Raw genomic sequence first — 15,789 nt, 5'->3', positions numbered from 1 at the left:
TCTAATTATCTTTATAGGCTTCGAAGCCAAAAAAACTCTTATGGAAAAAGTTGAATACGGTGATATAAATAAGTTCCTAGTTTCAATTGGAATTGCGTTGATTGCTATTAGTTTTTTAGCCCCTTATCTTTATTTAAAAGAGGATTTTGGGCTGTATGTAGAGGCTATGGCAATACATAAATATCAACCAGCCGTTCAATACCTAATAACCGATAAAATTGACAAAGTTTTGTTCATACAAAAATACGTTTTGGGAATTTGCATCGTAATCTTTGGTGTTGGCACATTTTCATTAATAAAAGGCTTAATCAGGTGGGCTAAGTGGCAAGCTGTGATAAATGAAAAATTTAAAAAGGAAATTGAAAAGTTGGGTTTGGAGATTAAGGCTTTAACTCCGGTGCAAGTAGTTGAAAAAGTAAAAGATGAACTGGAAGCGGGTAATGAAATAAATAAAATCACAAAATCAGTTGATGAATCAATTATTTTTCATTATTTAAAAGTGGAGGAAGATGTAATTGCTAGGTTTGAAGCCTATAACAGCCCCAATTATAGAATACTTGCACAACAACGTTTAGGTAATCGGTTTGAAGTGGATGTTTTACTAAAAGCAACAGCAAGCGGATATCTCGATCGCATAGTTGAGATTAAATATTTTAGGGGCGCAATATTGCCGGCAAACGTTGCTCAGGTGTTGATGAAGCTAAAAAGTGTGGTGTCTTATTACAAAAGAAATTTACTGAGAACACCTGTGCCCGTTTTATTGATAGTTTATGAGGAGGATAAATTTGACGTTCAAAAAATTGGCGAAATTGAAGATGAAATAGCAGAACTAACAATGAATATTCGATCGCTTAAAAGACTTAAGGTTGAATTCATAAATTCAAAACTTATCATTGAGTTTGATGTGAAAAATCTACTTAAGCGCTAAGTTTTTGGTAAAAACCGTTCCCTGTCAGATTATCTAAGTTTCTAGATTCGCTTATGAAAATAAAACAATCAGGAGCATGAACCAGGAATTACAATCAGAGATGTCACGCCACGTAAACGATTGGCACCATATCGGCTTAAGCCAGATCGGCTATTGTCAGGAAAAAGGCATCAATTTCATTAAATTCAATTATTGGGCACGTAAAGCACGTCCTTCCGAGAAATCTAAACAAGGTTTTGTTTCTATGAAAGTGGGGGGAATTCAGCGCAGCGATCCGTTCATCCGTTCATCCAGTGATAGAACTGATCAGTCCCACAGGAATCCTATTAAGTTTTATGGTGCTATAGATCCTGAATTTATTCAAAAAAGTGTTATACGAAGTTTTGCTTGCTCAAAGGACTGTGTGATCAATCTTCCAAAATAGCGTAGTCTTTGACTCTGATTACAGCATTTTAATTATTAATGACAGAGAAGAACGGTGATAGGATTTACAAGTGGATTAAGCTTGCCATTGATTCAATAGTAAAGAGATAGCTGGTTTTGCAAAAGGTCTTTTGTCTGACTTTGATGCTGTAAAAAATGCATTCAACAAACGCTGGATTAATGGTCCGTTTGAAGGAAACGTCAACAGGTTAAAGACATTAAAGCGTCAGATGTATGGAAGAGCTAGTTTCGATCCACTGAAACGACGGCTAGTGTTAACTCCTGTCTAACCCACCCAAAGTGAGGAAGAACAACCTTCAAGCGATACCCTTGGCCCCGGTATCGCCGATATCTACATCTAATACTTTAAAGATGAATTCACTTCCAATGTCCACTTGTATTTTTTCTGGTACAGATTCGCATTCTTCCTTCAGTCTGTCTAGAATATCCACTACATGCTCGCCTTTAATACATAGATCCGGGTATATATCCAGACAAATCTTGTTTAATTATTGATAATATGAGGTTTAATTCGGTGGATGGATCATTGTCTAATGGTTGAATAATGTTGTGATTGCTTTGCCTTCTCTTTAGTTAAACATTGCTCAAACTGTCGATCATTGCTTGAAAGCTTATATTAAGTATTAGAAAAGAAATATATTTTTTTTAACTGCATAAAAAATGTACTTTGCGAATCTAAACCGCAGTTCATGAACTCAATCTTCAAATCCATTAGTGTCTTATCACTACTTTTTCTAGGAATATCTATTGGTTTTGTTTCTTAGCCATGTTGTTGCTTCAATACTTTACCTTATATCATCAATATTCATATTGACATAATTGTTACCAGTAGCCATTTTGACAATTGGTGTAATTTAAACCTACCAAGCGCTTACTGCTAACGAGTAGGATTATATTATTACCAGAAACAAGAAAAATACTTGGAAGCAAGTTATAATTTATAGCCTCTAGATAGATTAAGAAATATTATTCGATAATTAATTAAAAATAAATATGAGTGTTTGGCATATTCAATTGCATCCTAATGATAAAACTTGGGGACCTAATAAAATAAAAGAAGTTCTAGAAAAAACCAGTTATATAGGTATTGGTGAGTGGAAGGAGGGAGAAGCGCAAATACGTCAGTTCAAAGATGAACTTAAGATTGGAAACTACGTAATCGTTAGAAGTAATGGACCTCTGGCCTTAGTTAGGATTACAGGAAATGCAGAATTTGTAAAAAATCCTAATTGGGAATTAGACTGGTTTTCAAATAGAAGAAAAGTTGAAGTTGTAGAATGGTTCACTGATAATGTACAACAAGAGTTAGGAAGGAAAATAGACGGCATATTTCAGCTAGCATCCTTTGCTAGTATTAGTGACAGTTCTTTTGCGAAAAAATGGATTCAAAGAGTGAATAAGAAATTAGAAATGAAGAAATTAGACAATATTGTTGAACTGTTGAAATACAAAAAACAGATTATATTGCAGGGTCCTCCGGGGACTGGAAAAACAAGACTTGCGAAAGAAATAGCAAGTGCACTTGTTAATCACCAACAAGTTTCTGCTAAAAAACCTGATACTATTTCTGCCGTAGATATCAAAAAGCATTTAAAGGTTGGAGATCAATTTCAAAGTGTTGCAGAGAAAGCTACCTACGTGATTGAGGAGATAACAGATAATAATGTCAAATTAAAAGTAGGTACCTCTTTTTACTCTCCTAACTTTAAGGAAATTATTGAATGGTACAAAAGTAAAAGATGGAGTGTTAAAGGGGAACAAAAAAATCAACTGCATCCTTATAGCGCAGCGGTAGCAAAATATATTTACGATAACATAGGATTGACAACCAATAATATTGAATCATCTGATTCATATAAATTGATCCAGTTTCATCCTTCATACACTTATGAGGATTTCGTAAGGGGTATTGTGGCTGTTCCAAATTTAGATGGTGATGGGATATTATATGAAGGTAGAAATAATTTACTTGCAAAGTTAGCGATTGAAGCTTTAGAAAATTACAAGTTAAGCCAATCCCAAAAAGATGAATCAAAAAAAATAATTCAAGCAAGAAGCGATCTAGATAGATTTATTGAACATGTCAATGATGTGATTTCAAATAATGAAAACCATAAATATTCTTTAACAGAAAATGTTTACCTTTTTGAATGCGACGAACTTAGATTTAAGTATAAGGGGGATAACTGGGTAGCTCATGAAAAAGGACTAAATATGAAGTTTTCTGAGCTTGAAAAGTTAATTCTCGCTGAAGTAAAAATAAGGGCCGATATGGAAAATGTTGAGGGTTTAGAAGCCTTAACAAAACAGCATGCTGTATACTTTTTTAATACTGTTGAAAAGTTTAATGAATTTGTTACTTCAAGCAAGGCGGAAATTGATACTCGCAAACTGGAAGAGAAAACTGCCTTGAAAAATTATGTTTTAATTATTGATGAAATCAATAGAGCTAATCTTTCATCTGTTTTGGGAGAATTAATTTATGCTTTAGAATATAGAGGTGAAGAGGTAGACAGTATGTATGAAGTAGATGGTAACAAGAAAATAATATTACCACCTAATTTATTCATAATTGGCACTATGAATACTGCAGATCGAAGTGTTGGCCATATTGACTATGCAATAAGAAGACGATTTGCATTTGTTGATGTTCTTCCAGAAAAGTTAGAGAATGTTCCATTTGAAACTGATTTGTTTTTTGAGGTATCTAAGCTATTTGTTATTGATCCTTATTCTGCAAAGCTTGAACCTTCACAATATCTATCTTCAGAATTTAGGCCTCAGGACGTATGGCTTGGGCATAGTTATTTCATTAAAAATCCGGAAGCAAATACTGCTCTGCGCTTAAAGTATGAAATTATTCCTGTTTTGGAAGAATACATTAAAGATGGTGTGCTAAAAGAGTCTTCAGAATTAAGGGAAAAAATTGAATCTATTAAAAATATGTTTCCTTAATGAATAAAGTTAAGCAGTTTGATTATTGGGAACATTTGGCGAATCAGATTACGTTGGATAGTTTTAGTAATCCTGAAAAAATTACCAATCGGTTTTTTGGCTCAAACCCTAATTTGCATTGTTATAAATCTACGCAGTTAAAAGAATATATTAAAATTGAAGTAGGTTATTACATTGGTGTTGATTGGCTCATTGAAGGTGATTGCTCAATTGTAGTAGCGCCTAAATTAGATACAAGGATAGAGGTTATTAAAGGGGAGTTAGCGGAAAATGGTGATGAAGAAATTGATGTAGATGAAGGTCTTAAGAATAATCATGACAATGGAGCTAACGTTGCAATTGATTATATAGCTATGCTAAATCAATGTATTTCAGTTGATTTTCTTTATAAGGAAATCGATAAACTGATTTACATTAACTGGAATGCAAAAGAGGTTCCTATCAACCAAGAGCATGACTGGCTAAGTCCATTATTAATTGTTCAGTTCTTGAATACTTTAAAGAGGCTTGTAGCTAAGGGATTAAAAAAATCGTATTACAAGGTTAGCCAAAATCTCAATTGTAAAATAAAAGGTAAGGTACTAATAGGGCAAAACCTAAAGCAGAACGTTTTTAAGAACAAATTTACCACTACATTGTGTCAGTTTGAAGAATTTGGTATTGATAGTTTTGAAAACCGATTACTAAAGAAGGCACTACAGTTTTCACATGCCTATATTGATAATCATAAAAAAGTTTTTAATGATTCCATTGACCATTTTGAAAATTTACTTAATTATTGCAGGCCAGCTTTTGATGCTGTTTCAAATGAAGTTAATATACTGGAAGTAAAAGATCATATACCAAATCCTTTTTTTGCTGAGTATAAAGATGCTATTAAACAAGCTAAGCTAATCTTAAAAAGATACGCTTATTCTATAACGAATACTAACAAGCAACAGCTAACGACCCCTCCTTATTGGATAGATATGCCAAAGTTGTTTGAGCTCTATACTTATAATTTTCTTAGAAATCGCTTTCCAAACAAGAACGACCTTAATTATCACACCAAAACATATGGAAACGAGCTTGATTTTCTTGTCAATTCTGGTTCTGTTAAAATGGTAATTGATGCAAAATATAAACCATTATACATTTATGGTAAAGACCATAATGATATTAGGCAAGTATCAGGATATGCGCGGTTAGATAAAATATTTAAAGCTTTAGGTCTTGAGGAAGATAGACTGATCGATTGCTTGATTATTTATCCCGATATTCAAAATGGATATGATCTGGAAAGTTTTAAAGTGGGGGAGCTAACATCCCCAGAAAATACAGTCAAAGGTTACCGTAGAGTGTATAAGATCGGAATTAAGTTACCTGTTAAATAGGTTAATAATCATTTTATTGATATCATAAGCGTTTAAAAATGAGCTAGTATGTTTTTTTATAGATCTAATTGTATCTTTGAAATGAAGAATGTTGATACCTGAACACTAATGGACGCATCTTTTTTAGTATGAACTATGGTATGAAGAACTATTTACCTTCTAATTAAGTGTAATCTGAACGTTTGCTAAATTTTATCAAAACCTTTAAACTTTTTATTATGAAACTAACTTATGAAACTGTGTGGGCTCAATTAAATTCGACTTTTAATTAATGGTATTATGAGTAAAGAACTGACCATTAAGAATCTATTACCAATAAAAAGTGATAGTGACTTGAATATCCTTAGAGATAACATACATAATAAGACTTTCGTCGGTATTGATTTTGGAACATCTACAACAGTAGTAAGTATTGCTATGTTAGATAAAAATACGAATGAAATCATCGCCAAATCAATTGATATAAATCAAAAATTAGATGACGGTACCACATATTCCTTTTATCGTATACCATCGGTTGTTGCTTGGTATAATAATAAATTGTTAATAGGAGAAGGTGCAAAGAAATTGAAATACAAATTGAAGTACGGAAAGAATGTATGGCATTCTTTCAAAATGGAATTGGGGGAAGATGTAGGGTGTAAATACCCCAATAGTGAATTAGGTAAGGATAATCCTGGTCCAACGCTACAAAATCCTACAGATGTTACCAAACTGTTTTTTAGATATTTGAAAACTCATGTTGATAGGTATGTTGATGAAAAGCACTTGCCTAAAAATATTGAATACGCCATCAGTATTCCTGCCTCATTTGAGGCGAATCAACGTAAAGATTTAATAAGTAGTATTGAAGCTAATGGAATTATGCTTAATAGGCAATCGCTAATTGATGAACCTAATGCCGCATTTTTAAGTTATGTATTGAGCTCAACTTATGATAATAATAATGTTATAAAATTACCAGAAAATTATTACCCTAATGTTTTAGTTTTTGATTTTGGCGCAGGCACCTGTGATATTTCAATCTTAGAGATTGGACAAGATGTTCATGGTGTTTATTCAAAAAATATTGCTATATCAAAGTTTGATAAACTAGGTGGTGATGATGTGGATAAACTAATAGCCATTGATGTTTTACTTCCTAAATTGTTTGAAAATAGTTTTTTAAATGAAGAGGACTTCCGAACAAGAGAACTCAAAGAGTTGATTATACCTAATCTGCTAGCTGCTGCTGAGCGATTAAAAATTCAGTTATGTGAGGCTATGTCATTAAAAGAAGATAGCAGTTCTCTTGTGGATTTGAAAAATCAAGACTTCAAAGTTTCATGGAATAAAGAAATTGAAATTCATACCTCCAAGGGAATACTGGTTTTAAAAGGTCCCGAAATGTCAATCAGAGATTTTGTGAAAGTAAATGCAATCTTTACAAATATTAAAGAAAAGACTCCTACTAACAAGATCGAAAAAGAATACGAATTTATTTCCATTTTTAATCCGATTAATTCTGCATTAAAAAAAGCAAAATTGAAGCCGGTAGATATAGATTATATTTTATTTATTGGAGGAAGTTCAAAGAATCCTTTTATTCAATATGCGGTGAAGGATTTTTTCAAAGAATCTACTATTCTTTTACCGAAAGATTTGCAGGCACATGTCTCAATTGGAGCCGCAATACATAGTCTTGTACTAAACGGCTATGGAAAGAATATTATTCAGCCAATAACAAGTGAACCTATATTACTAATAAATAAGGATGATTATAGGGAAATTGTTACTCCAATTATTGAAGCTGGTACATTAATACCGTCTGACATTAACGTGATAGATAATCTTACCGTGCAGAGGGATAACCAAAATGTGATTGAGCTGCCTATTTGTGTTGGAAATAAGAACAAAATACTATACAATATAAAGATGCACAAGGATGATGGCACTAATTTTATATCATCTGATAGGATTAGATTAGAGTTAGAAATCAATGCAGATAAAATTCTTCAAATTAGGGCCGTTTGTGGGGATCATAAGATAATGGTTGAGCCACTAAGTCCTTTTGCGAACAAAGAATTGAGCACAGAGGACCGTATTGTGCATAAAGCCGAGCGAGATTTCAATCTAGAATCAGAAAGAAATGGTGGAGAGCCTACTTTGATTTCGTTACGAAAATTACATACGATATATGAAACTTTGGGTAGGGAGTTCAAAGCTGCAGAAACTTTAGAACTACTGGAAGAACTGTTTCCGGGAAACGGAAATCTCAATAATATTGGATTGCATTATAGCAAAGCTGGTAAGGAAGATAAGGCTATTAAGTTTTATAAAAAGCATTTCGATAAGTTTCCTAGCGCTAACGTTGCATTTAATATTGCTATGCATTTTAAAAATAATAATGCAATCGAATATGGGAAATTCATTCAACAAGCGTTTAATTTAGATTCTAATGATGAAGTTATTAAATTCAATTTCGGTAGATTTCTAATAAGTAATGGTGAGAAGGTAAAGGGTGGTTTATTAATTGATGAGGCGTTTGAATCTTGGAAAAAGCGTTATTCTGACAAAGATCTACACTCTTGGGATTATAGCTGGTTTTCATCCTGTGCGGCTTATTTAGGTAAATCTGAATTATCAAAAGAGATTGAAGACGCCGAGCCGAATAAGGAGACTAACGCGATATATAATAGCGAAAATTTGTCTCAAGCTGTAAATAATAAAAAACTAAATTCCTTTTAAATAATACTAGCAAAATTAAACTATGTCATGGATGGTAAGATACGAACAGCTTGATGATGATCAGAAGCGTTTCGTAGATGATGAAATAAACAAGAAAGGAAATATTTGGGTAAAGGGTTTCGCTGGATGTGGTAAATCTGTCATGCTTGTACATGTTGTTAGAAAAAAACTTAGTGAGAATAAAAATTCTAGAATAGCGGTTGTAGTTTATACTTATTCGTTAATCGATATGTTTAAACAGGGGATGAAGGATATCGGATTAGGAGAAATTCCTGTTATGACTCATTACCAGTTTATGAAAGATAGCAATACTTATGATTATATTTTGGTAGATGAAGTTCAGGATTTGCCGGCAGATGTTTTGACTAGTATGAAAAATCGTTGTAATAACGTTATAGTAGCCGGAGATGTTAATCAGTCAATATATGATAATACTGTTACAGAATTAGAGGCTGAAGGGATATTATCAGCGCGGCCCTTTATTTTAACGCGAATATACAGACTTACCCGATCAATCATGTCAGCAGTATCATCATTGATGCCTCGATTAGATATCTTTAGCGCAAAGCGTGATATGAGTAAAAAGGATGTAACGATCAGACTAGTCAAAGCTTTGAGTAAAGAAGAGGAGATTAAGTATGTATATGAGCAGTCAAGTGAAGCAAGTTCAGAGGGTTACTCCTCTGCAATTCTATTACCTAAGCATGAATATATAATTGATTTTGCGAATGGGGTTTTGAAAAAATTAAATAAACCTTTATGGGAAGTAAGGAAAAATAATTGGGGAAGTTTCGACTATGGCTCTCTTAATAGCCATTTATTAAAGCAAGGTGTTAAACTCGAATATGTAGGCAATAGTTATGGGTCATTTTCAAATGCTGCCATGAAAAAAAATACAATAATTATGACTTATCATAGTGCTAAAGGGATGGATTTTGCAAATGTTTTTTTACCCTTTCTATCCAATAGCACGAGTATTGCTAGATCCAATGCTGATACTTTATTGATGGTAGCAATGACAAGAAGTAATGAGAATTTGTTTATTACATATAGTGATTACCTACATTCATTAGTAAGTAAATTCAAGTCAAGTTGTCAATCTATAGATTTAACTACTACAAAATTATCCAATAAAGAAGGTGATTTTGACTTCGATTTTTAAAATTATGAAACTGTATTTATTGTTATCAAAGACTGAATTTGCATCATTGATTAGGTTCGGGGAAATTCCTTTGAAATACATTCCAAGCTTCAGTGGAGTTGATTTGAATGCTCTCAAAAATTATTTACTTCAAATTTTCAAAGAAGATTGTCCCTTTTTTGAGAGTGACGAAGCATATATAGTAATTGAAGTTGGTGATGAGATTGGAAAAGCTAATGATTTAAGGATTAGTCAAGCATTAAAAATCTATCCTCTCACTAGAGCTGCTAAACATTCATACGAGTTAAAGTTTGACATTGGTTTTAAATTTGAAGATGCAATTTTTGAAGAGGCCTATGAAGATTATCAAAATTATGTAGACATTCAGGAACATAAAAGAGGTGCGGATGCAATAAGGAAGCTTTTTGAAAAGTATTTTTCGAATAAAGTATATTGCCCGACTGACATTAGTTTCTCACTTGATCATTTAATAGAGTTGAAAATTAATGGTAAAAAATCTTTTTCTCATAGTGGGACACATTTTTATGAAAATCTTTTATTGTATGATAGGGATGAATTTTTTCCTAATAATGATTTCGGGTATTTCTACGATGTAGGACAAATATTGGCCCATTACAACGGTCGTCCATCATTTAAAGGCAGTAAACTACATAGCTATTTGCAGGAAAATAGATTGTTTTTTGAGGATAAAAAACAACTTTCGAAAATGATCCCGTTATTGGAAGAAAGTAATGAGAAGACAGCGGGCTTGAAGGATAAGTTGACATCAGCTGATGGGAGCAAAGATTATATAACAGCACTTTATTTCTTATACTTTAAAAATTTGTTGTTGAACAAAGACAATCTTTCTGATACAAATATAGAGGTGATTGTTGAATATAGTTGCACTCGAAACATGTATGTAAGGGAACTTTTACAATCGTTAAATCTTATTGGTTATTATTTTGGCTATAAAAAATTCTATTATGATTTATATAACCTAAAAGAAGTTAAGATCTATAAGACTAAAATTATAGATGATGATACGTTAACATCAGGACAGAGAACAATTCAAGAAACTGATTTAACTAAGGTTGATATTAAAACTAATCTACAGCCAATTGTTGATGGGTTTCTGAAAAAAGATTTTATTGATTTTCCTTCCGATTATGAAGGTGAATTTAATGATTCCGGTTTAGTTCATGAAGGGAGGGATTTAGGTTCCAGTGTAGAGTCTGATGGAAAAATTAATATTAATGAAGAATTAGATAAAAACATACATGATTTAGCAAATGTCAATCCATTTCCTCAAATTGAGAAAATTGAGGAAATTGTACAGAACGAAATATTAAACGAAGAAAATGATGTAGAATCAGAGGCTTTAGGTTCTTCATCGGTTCATGAATATATTTTAAAGGAGCATCCAGAGGATATAGTATTGAAGTACATTATCACCAATTTACAGAATGGTACTTTAGAGTTAAAAAAACCGCATTTAGGGCCAATTACAAAGCTTTATCAAAGGGTATCACACAATGATAAAAGTGTCAAAAAGCCTGAAATATTGATATTTTTACAATTAAATTATGATAAATATTTCAGTTTTAAAGATTCTAAACTTACTCTCCTTAATAATCAACAGCATCAAATTAACATGTATGATTCTGGTGATAAAAATTGACGAATTATAATCGATCTGCAATTAAAACTTTACTACATTACTAATTGTAAAGTTGGGAATAAATTAATCAAGTAAGAAAGGTTTTGGAATCTCTTAACTTTATGGAGGAGGTCTTTTAGAAAGCGATGGAAAAACAAGCATCATAGAGGTGAAGACTGGAAGTAGTGTAAGGGAAAACATTCGAGAGGCTTTAGGGTAACTTTTGGATTACGCCTTTTGATTTAGGGAGCTTAAAGTACGATCGCTATTAATTGTGACGCCATCAGTGCTTCTGGGGAGGAGTTGGACGCCATGGTTAGGATCTCGACATCGCTGAAAGTCGACCTGCGTTATTGGCAGTATATTTCAGGTGCTAAAGGGGATAAGTTCGTCGAGGTTTCGTTGAGTAAACAGCGACGCTTGACCGAATACACCCTATTGATACTTGGGTGCTCACATAGTAAATATAATGTACACCTCCAGCACATTATACTATCGGTAAATCGTTGTTATTCAAATTGAAGTTAGATATTGTGTTGGGAAATAGGCCTGCCTAGTAACGCAAACAACCGAATATACTCGCAGTTGCCGCCAGGATCTTCAGACATCTCATTATTCAACGTTACTGAAGTGCCATACTCAGCATTTTCTTAAATATATTCAGAATTACTGGAAAAAATAGTATCACAATCAATAGTTGAAAATTAACACGATTCGTTAAATGGATTTAAAGCCCTACATACAATCCCTGCGGGATCAGATTGAATACGATCTGAAACATGATGACTCAGGTATACAAGATCATTTATTAACCCACCTGGATGATTTCCTTTTAATGCCTAGTAAAAGTGATATCGAAAAAGCCTTTTTTCTGATCCTTAATCAGTTTCCAGGTGATCATAATGACTACATTATTCGACCGAGTGAAATGGTGCTAGTTCCTGATATTTATGATATGAGTGTACCAGGAATTGAGTATGAGATTGATTTCGCGCTTTACGGTGGTTCGGTAAAGGATCCTGTAAAAGTAGCTATAGAAGTAGATGGGATAAGATCGCATGGACACAAACATACCAGAAAAGACCGGCGCAAGGATGCCAACCTTCAAGCTGCAAATTGGTTAGTGATGCGTTTTACTTCAAAAGAGGTACATGAGGAAATTGTAAAGTTCCACAATAATGAAATTTTTACTTCCGATTTCTTAACTAGCATAGACAATGTCATCCAGGAACGATTGCAGTTGGTTACTGGAAATAACTATATTAAATATGACGTACGCTCGGTTTTAACCGGATATAAATGGGGAGATGTAAGATGTATTCACTGCGGCCTGAATCAATATGGGAATTTGAGCCGTAAGAATCACACTTGCCAACACTGCAAGAATAGATTTGTCCGACAATTAGAACAGCATGAGCGTGTGAAGTATGAACACAATGGGTTATACTTTTTCGAATAGCATATGCAATCAATATGAAGTTTATCTATAATGAATTTTGAATTAAGGTCTTTGAGCCGAATTTGTAAGGAGTTATTTTGTTCTCTATTTTTACCACGAAGCTTGTAAAGCACTGTAAATCAATTCGTGTTATGTATTGGGAAAATAGGTTGAATACTCTGTAAAATAGTTCACTTACAAAATTGGTTTGATGTTGAACGAACAAACGGATATCAACAATATTATTTGTTAATAGTCCAGAAGTATTAATTTATGAAAGACTATTTTCTGCAGGATTTCAAACAAATTGCGTTTCGACCATAGATTCAAAAATAGGAGGTTTATTGATTTTTAAACATTTTGACCGTGTTTTTAATTAGTGGTTATCTAAAATCTTAAAAGATTGATAAAGATTAACGACCTCTTGCTATACACCATTTAAACTGAGGAAAAAGATGATGGAAAGTAAGTTATAAGTAATTATTATTATGGAAAATTATGCTGATTAGCAGCCGTGATTTCCAAAGGGACTATAGTATTTATCCAAATAGAAGTTCCATGTAAGCTGCTTCGGCAATGCCATACCATCAATAAATTTCGCAAGTACCTTCTAAAAAAAGGCTAACCATTTTAATAACAAAAATATGTCTATTAAACCCTTATCTATATTAGAACCACTGGTCAATGACTTACATGGCGTTCATATTGGTTATTTTCTAAAGACAAACCAATTTTCCAAATTCATGATTCGGGAGAACTTGCACATTATCTGGAGTCAGGTTTATGAGCAGGCCGTAAATGATCGGACATTTTTTTCTTTCGATATGGACCATGAGCCGTTTGATCGCCAGGATGCACTTACACTTCTGCTCAATTTAGTTTATAATCAAAACCGAAATCTGTTTTTTAGCCTTACTTACAAAATAATTGAGCTATTTAATGCCTGGAATAATAAAAGCGAACAACTCCCTTTTGACGAGGTAATTGATGATTTTCAATTATTGGAGTTCCCCAAGGAATATATTGACGGGTTAAATAATTTAAGAAATTTCGGCACCAGTGCTGTCCCGTTATCAGTGTTGCCGGAGTCGATATGGAATGCGTCCAAACTGAAAGAATCTTTGGATAAAATGGATACCGCAATCAAAAACGGCAATTTTAATCTCACCCTAACTTATGCTTATAGTTGCTTAGAAGGAATATTTAAAGCTTTTATTGTCGCAAAAATACCTGAAAAAGCTGATTTAGATAAGTTAAATCAACTGGCGGTAGCGGTTAGGGATTTTCTTAAAAATGATTTTGATCAAAAGGGTATTAAGTATCCTGAAGGCGTATTAACACTTATTCCGACAATCACCAACGCAATTTCCAATGCAAGGAATGGTCACAGCGAATCACACTTTGATAACGAGGCAGACAAATGGCTGGCCGAGTTCTCCAGGGATTGCGTAAACTCCATTTGCAGATTGGTAATGAAATTCATTTAATCAATATGCAAACCATCCCAGTAGAGCCGTCAATTTCTGGCAGCACCTAAGAATTTATTGAAATTTAAATTACGGCGTAATTACTTATAGGTTCGCATTGGTTACCTACAATGAACATACTGGTACTTATGATATCAAAGATAAAGTGAAGCTCTACCGCAACACCACGATTCATATCGCAGAGCAAGACGACCTTGAATTTTATCTAAAATCATATTTAATCATTTCTGATAATGATTTTGCCAATGACTACGAAATTTTGGAGTTCAATAATAATAAAGATATCGTGATGCACCCGACGGTGCTAATGACTACTATAGAAAACTATGACCATAGCACCAAAACAATTGAAAGTCTTATCATCGTTATTTAACGCCTATATATTCGCCAGTTTTAAAGATGGCGATTTTGATTTTGATTATGACCAACCTTACGAAAATCTAGGGAATGAAATTATAAAAATCTCCGAGATAAAGGAGTATTACGACGATGATCTGTTTCACTGGATTTTAGAAAGTCAGATCACGAAGCGGATGGCAGCTCCTAAAAATCTCGATGAGAATGAGGTTTTAGAGATAATTGAGTACGTTAGGAAGAATTTGTTATTAAACATTGCTAATCATGTGATTATTGTGCCCATACCAAAAGCCGACTTCAGTGAAGTCATTGCGTTCGGAAATTACATGATTATTCCGCATCTCATAGCGAGGAAAGATAAGATAATTCTTATTGCAAAATTCTCCGGTAAAAAGTTCGCAGATGCAGAATCCATACTTGAACATACCGAAAAATCGCGTTCGCCCGACTTTCTAAGATACCCCTTATTGTGCATCAAGGAAAAACAGCAAAGTACAAATATTCATTTCAAAGCGCTTAATATTTCGAGGCTTACTATTTATGCGATAACTACCTATTATTATGCGCAAATATATTTAGAAAATCATGGTCTTTATAACTCAATAGCTTCGCTTGTAAAATCAACTCACCCAGCTTCACATATCGCCATCTTAGCTAAAGACAATTGGCGGCAGCGACATGAACCACTAAACTTCAATCCCGTAATGCGTTTTAAGCTGAACTGGCTGTCGGAAAAAAGTCATCAAAGAAAATTGCTGAAATTTATAAGGACGATGATCTTGGCGGAAAATACATACAAGCTAAGAGTGCTATTCCTAAATTCACTGATACTCTTTAATGAAGCCCTGATTCAAAACACTTCTATCTCTACGCTGATGATCATGACATCAGCTGAAAGCCTGCTGACACAGACAAAAAATGAAAAGCGTTTACGTTTATCAGCCATATTGCCACGCTTGGTCAAAATTAAGAATGTAGCTGTTCCACAACTATCTGAAATTCTTACAGAATTATATTTAAAGCGTAATGAATTTGTCCACGCTGGCAAAACAATAACCATCATGTACAATGATAAAAAGGAGAAAGATTCCCTTGAAACAGCTAAAGTTGCAGTAGCTATGCTTCTACTCGATTATCCAGTCATCGAACAACGGCTTACTAAATCTTTCATTAGCACCGGAAAACCGCTGATGAAAGACAGCTTACTTGTGGCTTGGCAAAATTACATCGATCAAATCTTTGAAGATATCATAAAAGGCAATATCAAATAGAACGCGAC

Annotated in this window: 12 protein-coding genes; all 12 read left to right on the top strand. The window is 33.5% G+C overall.

All coding sequences use genetic code 11. The features are described from left to right. Positions 1 to 40 precede the first annotated feature (40 nt). The 12 genes from BFL47_RS00150 to BFL47_RS00100 all read left to right on the top strand — a co-directional run bounded on the left by BFL47_RS00150 (position 41) and on the right by BFL47_RS00100 (position 15,781). The gene (locus BFL47_RS00150; RefSeq protein WP_139125708.1) at positions 41 to 928 is read left to right on the top strand and encodes a hypothetical protein; all 888 of its coding nucleotides are present in this window, start codon (positions 41 to 43) and stop codon (positions 926 to 928) included. A gap of 76 nt (positions 929 to 1,004) precedes the next feature. Then, positions 1,005 to 1,352, top strand: coding sequence for an IS66 family insertion sequence element accessory protein TnpA (gene tnpA, locus BFL47_RS00145; RefSeq protein WP_139125707.1), 348 nt, complete (start codon positions 1,005 to 1,007; stop codon positions 1,350 to 1,352). A gap of 106 nt (positions 1,353 to 1,458) precedes the next feature. Next, positions 1,459 to 1,641: a transposase gene (locus tag BFL47_RS19440; protein ID WP_139125720.1), complete on the top strand. Its 183-nt coding sequence runs from the start codon at positions 1,459 to 1,461 to the stop codon at positions 1,639 to 1,641. A 724-nt stretch (positions 1,642 to 2,365) separates the two neighbouring features. Continuing rightward, a complete protein-coding gene (locus tag BFL47_RS00140) occupies positions 2,366 to 4,327 on the top strand; it encodes an AAA family ATPase (protein WP_069657768.1) in 1,962 nt (653 codons plus the stop codon). Then, positions 4,327 to 5,700 (top strand): 5-methylcytosine restriction system specificity protein McrC, encoded by a 1,374-nt coding sequence (locus BFL47_RS00135; protein ID WP_069657767.1) that lies wholly within the window; start codon positions 4,327 to 4,329, stop codon positions 5,698 to 5,700. Before BFL47_RS00140 ends, BFL47_RS00135 begins: the two co-directional genes overlap by 1 nt. A gap of 279 nt (positions 5,701 to 5,979) precedes the next feature. Beyond that, on the top strand, positions 5,980 to 8,427 hold the full coding sequence (locus BFL47_RS00130; protein WP_069657766.1) for an Hsp70 family protein: 2,448 nt from the start codon (positions 5,980 to 5,982) through the stop codon (positions 8,425 to 8,427). Positions 8,428 to 8,458: 31 nt separating this feature from the next. Next, positions 8,459 to 9,589, top strand: a complete 1,131-nt coding sequence (locus BFL47_RS00125) for a UvrD-helicase domain-containing protein (protein ID WP_170827233.1) — start codon at positions 8,459 to 8,461, stop codon at positions 9,587 to 9,589. A gap of 4 nt (positions 9,590 to 9,593) precedes the next feature. Beyond that, positions 9,594 to 11,249: a hypothetical protein gene (locus tag BFL47_RS00120; RefSeq protein ID WP_069657764.1), complete on the top strand. Its 1,656-nt coding sequence runs from the start codon at positions 9,594 to 9,596 to the stop codon at positions 11,247 to 11,249. Positions 11,250 to 11,949: 700 nt separating this feature from the next. Then, entirely contained in the window at positions 11,950 to 12,687 is a 738-nt protein-coding gene (locus BFL47_RS00115; RefSeq protein ID WP_069657763.1) for a DUF559 domain-containing protein, read from the top strand. A gap of 623 nt (positions 12,688 to 13,310) precedes the next feature. Then, a complete protein-coding gene (locus tag BFL47_RS00110; protein ID WP_069657762.1) occupies positions 13,311 to 14,153 on the top strand; it encodes a hypothetical protein in 843 nt (280 codons plus the stop codon). Positions 14,154 to 14,250: 97 nt separating this feature from the next. Further along, positions 14,251 to 14,526: a hypothetical protein gene (locus tag BFL47_RS00105; protein WP_069657761.1), complete on the top strand. Its 276-nt coding sequence runs from the start codon at positions 14,251 to 14,253 to the stop codon at positions 14,524 to 14,526. After that, positions 14,480 to 15,781 (top strand): hypothetical protein, encoded by a 1,302-nt coding sequence (locus BFL47_RS00100; protein ID WP_170827232.1) that lies wholly within the window; start codon positions 14,480 to 14,482, stop codon positions 15,779 to 15,781. The genes BFL47_RS00105 and BFL47_RS00100 overlap by 47 nt, the downstream gene beginning before the upstream one ends. Positions 15,782 to 15,789: the final 8 nt, after the last annotated feature.

This window comes from Arcticibacter eurypsychrophilus (genome assembly GCF_001730525.1).
Taxonomy (GTDB): Bacteria; Bacteroidota; Bacteroidia; order Sphingobacteriales; family Sphingobacteriaceae; genus Arcticibacter; species Arcticibacter eurypsychrophilus.
The sequence above is the reverse complement of the archived record's forward strand: the minus strand, read 5'-3'. Positions and strand labels throughout refer to the sequence as shown.

Bases quoted from the DNA above. Each gene is read 5' to 3' on its own strand.
- BFL47_RS00150 (WP_139125708.1), top strand. From the start codon at position 41: ATGGAAAAAGTTGAATACGGTGATATAAATAAGTTCCTAGTTTCAATT.
- tnpA (WP_139125707.1), top strand. From the start codon at position 1,005: ATGAACCAGGAATTACAATCAGAGATGTCACGCCACGTAAACGATTGG.
- BFL47_RS00140 (WP_069657768.1), top strand. From the start codon at position 2,366: ATGAGTGTTTGGCATATTCAATTGCATCCTAATGATAAAACTTGGGGA.
- BFL47_RS00135 (WP_069657767.1), top strand. From the start codon at position 4,327: ATGAATAAAGTTAAGCAGTTTGATTATTGGGAACATTTGGCGAATCAG.
- BFL47_RS00130 (WP_069657766.1), top strand. From the start codon at position 5,980: ATGAGTAAAGAACTGACCATTAAGAATCTATTACCAATAAAAAGTGAT.
- BFL47_RS00125 (WP_170827233.1), top strand. From the start codon at position 8,459: ATGGTAAGATACGAACAGCTTGATGATGATCAGAAGCGTTTCGTAGAT.
- BFL47_RS00120 (WP_069657764.1), top strand. From the start codon at position 9,594: ATGAAACTGTATTTATTGTTATCAAAGACTGAATTTGCATCATTGATT.
- BFL47_RS00115 (WP_069657763.1), top strand. From the start codon at position 11,950: ATGGATTTAAAGCCCTACATACAATCCCTGCGGGATCAGATTGAATAC.
- BFL47_RS00110 (WP_069657762.1), top strand. From the start codon at position 13,311: ATGTCTATTAAACCCTTATCTATATTAGAACCACTGGTCAATGACTTA.
- BFL47_RS00100 (WP_170827232.1), top strand. From the start codon at position 14,480: ATGACCATAGCACCAAAACAATTGAAAGTCTTATCATCGTTATTTAAC.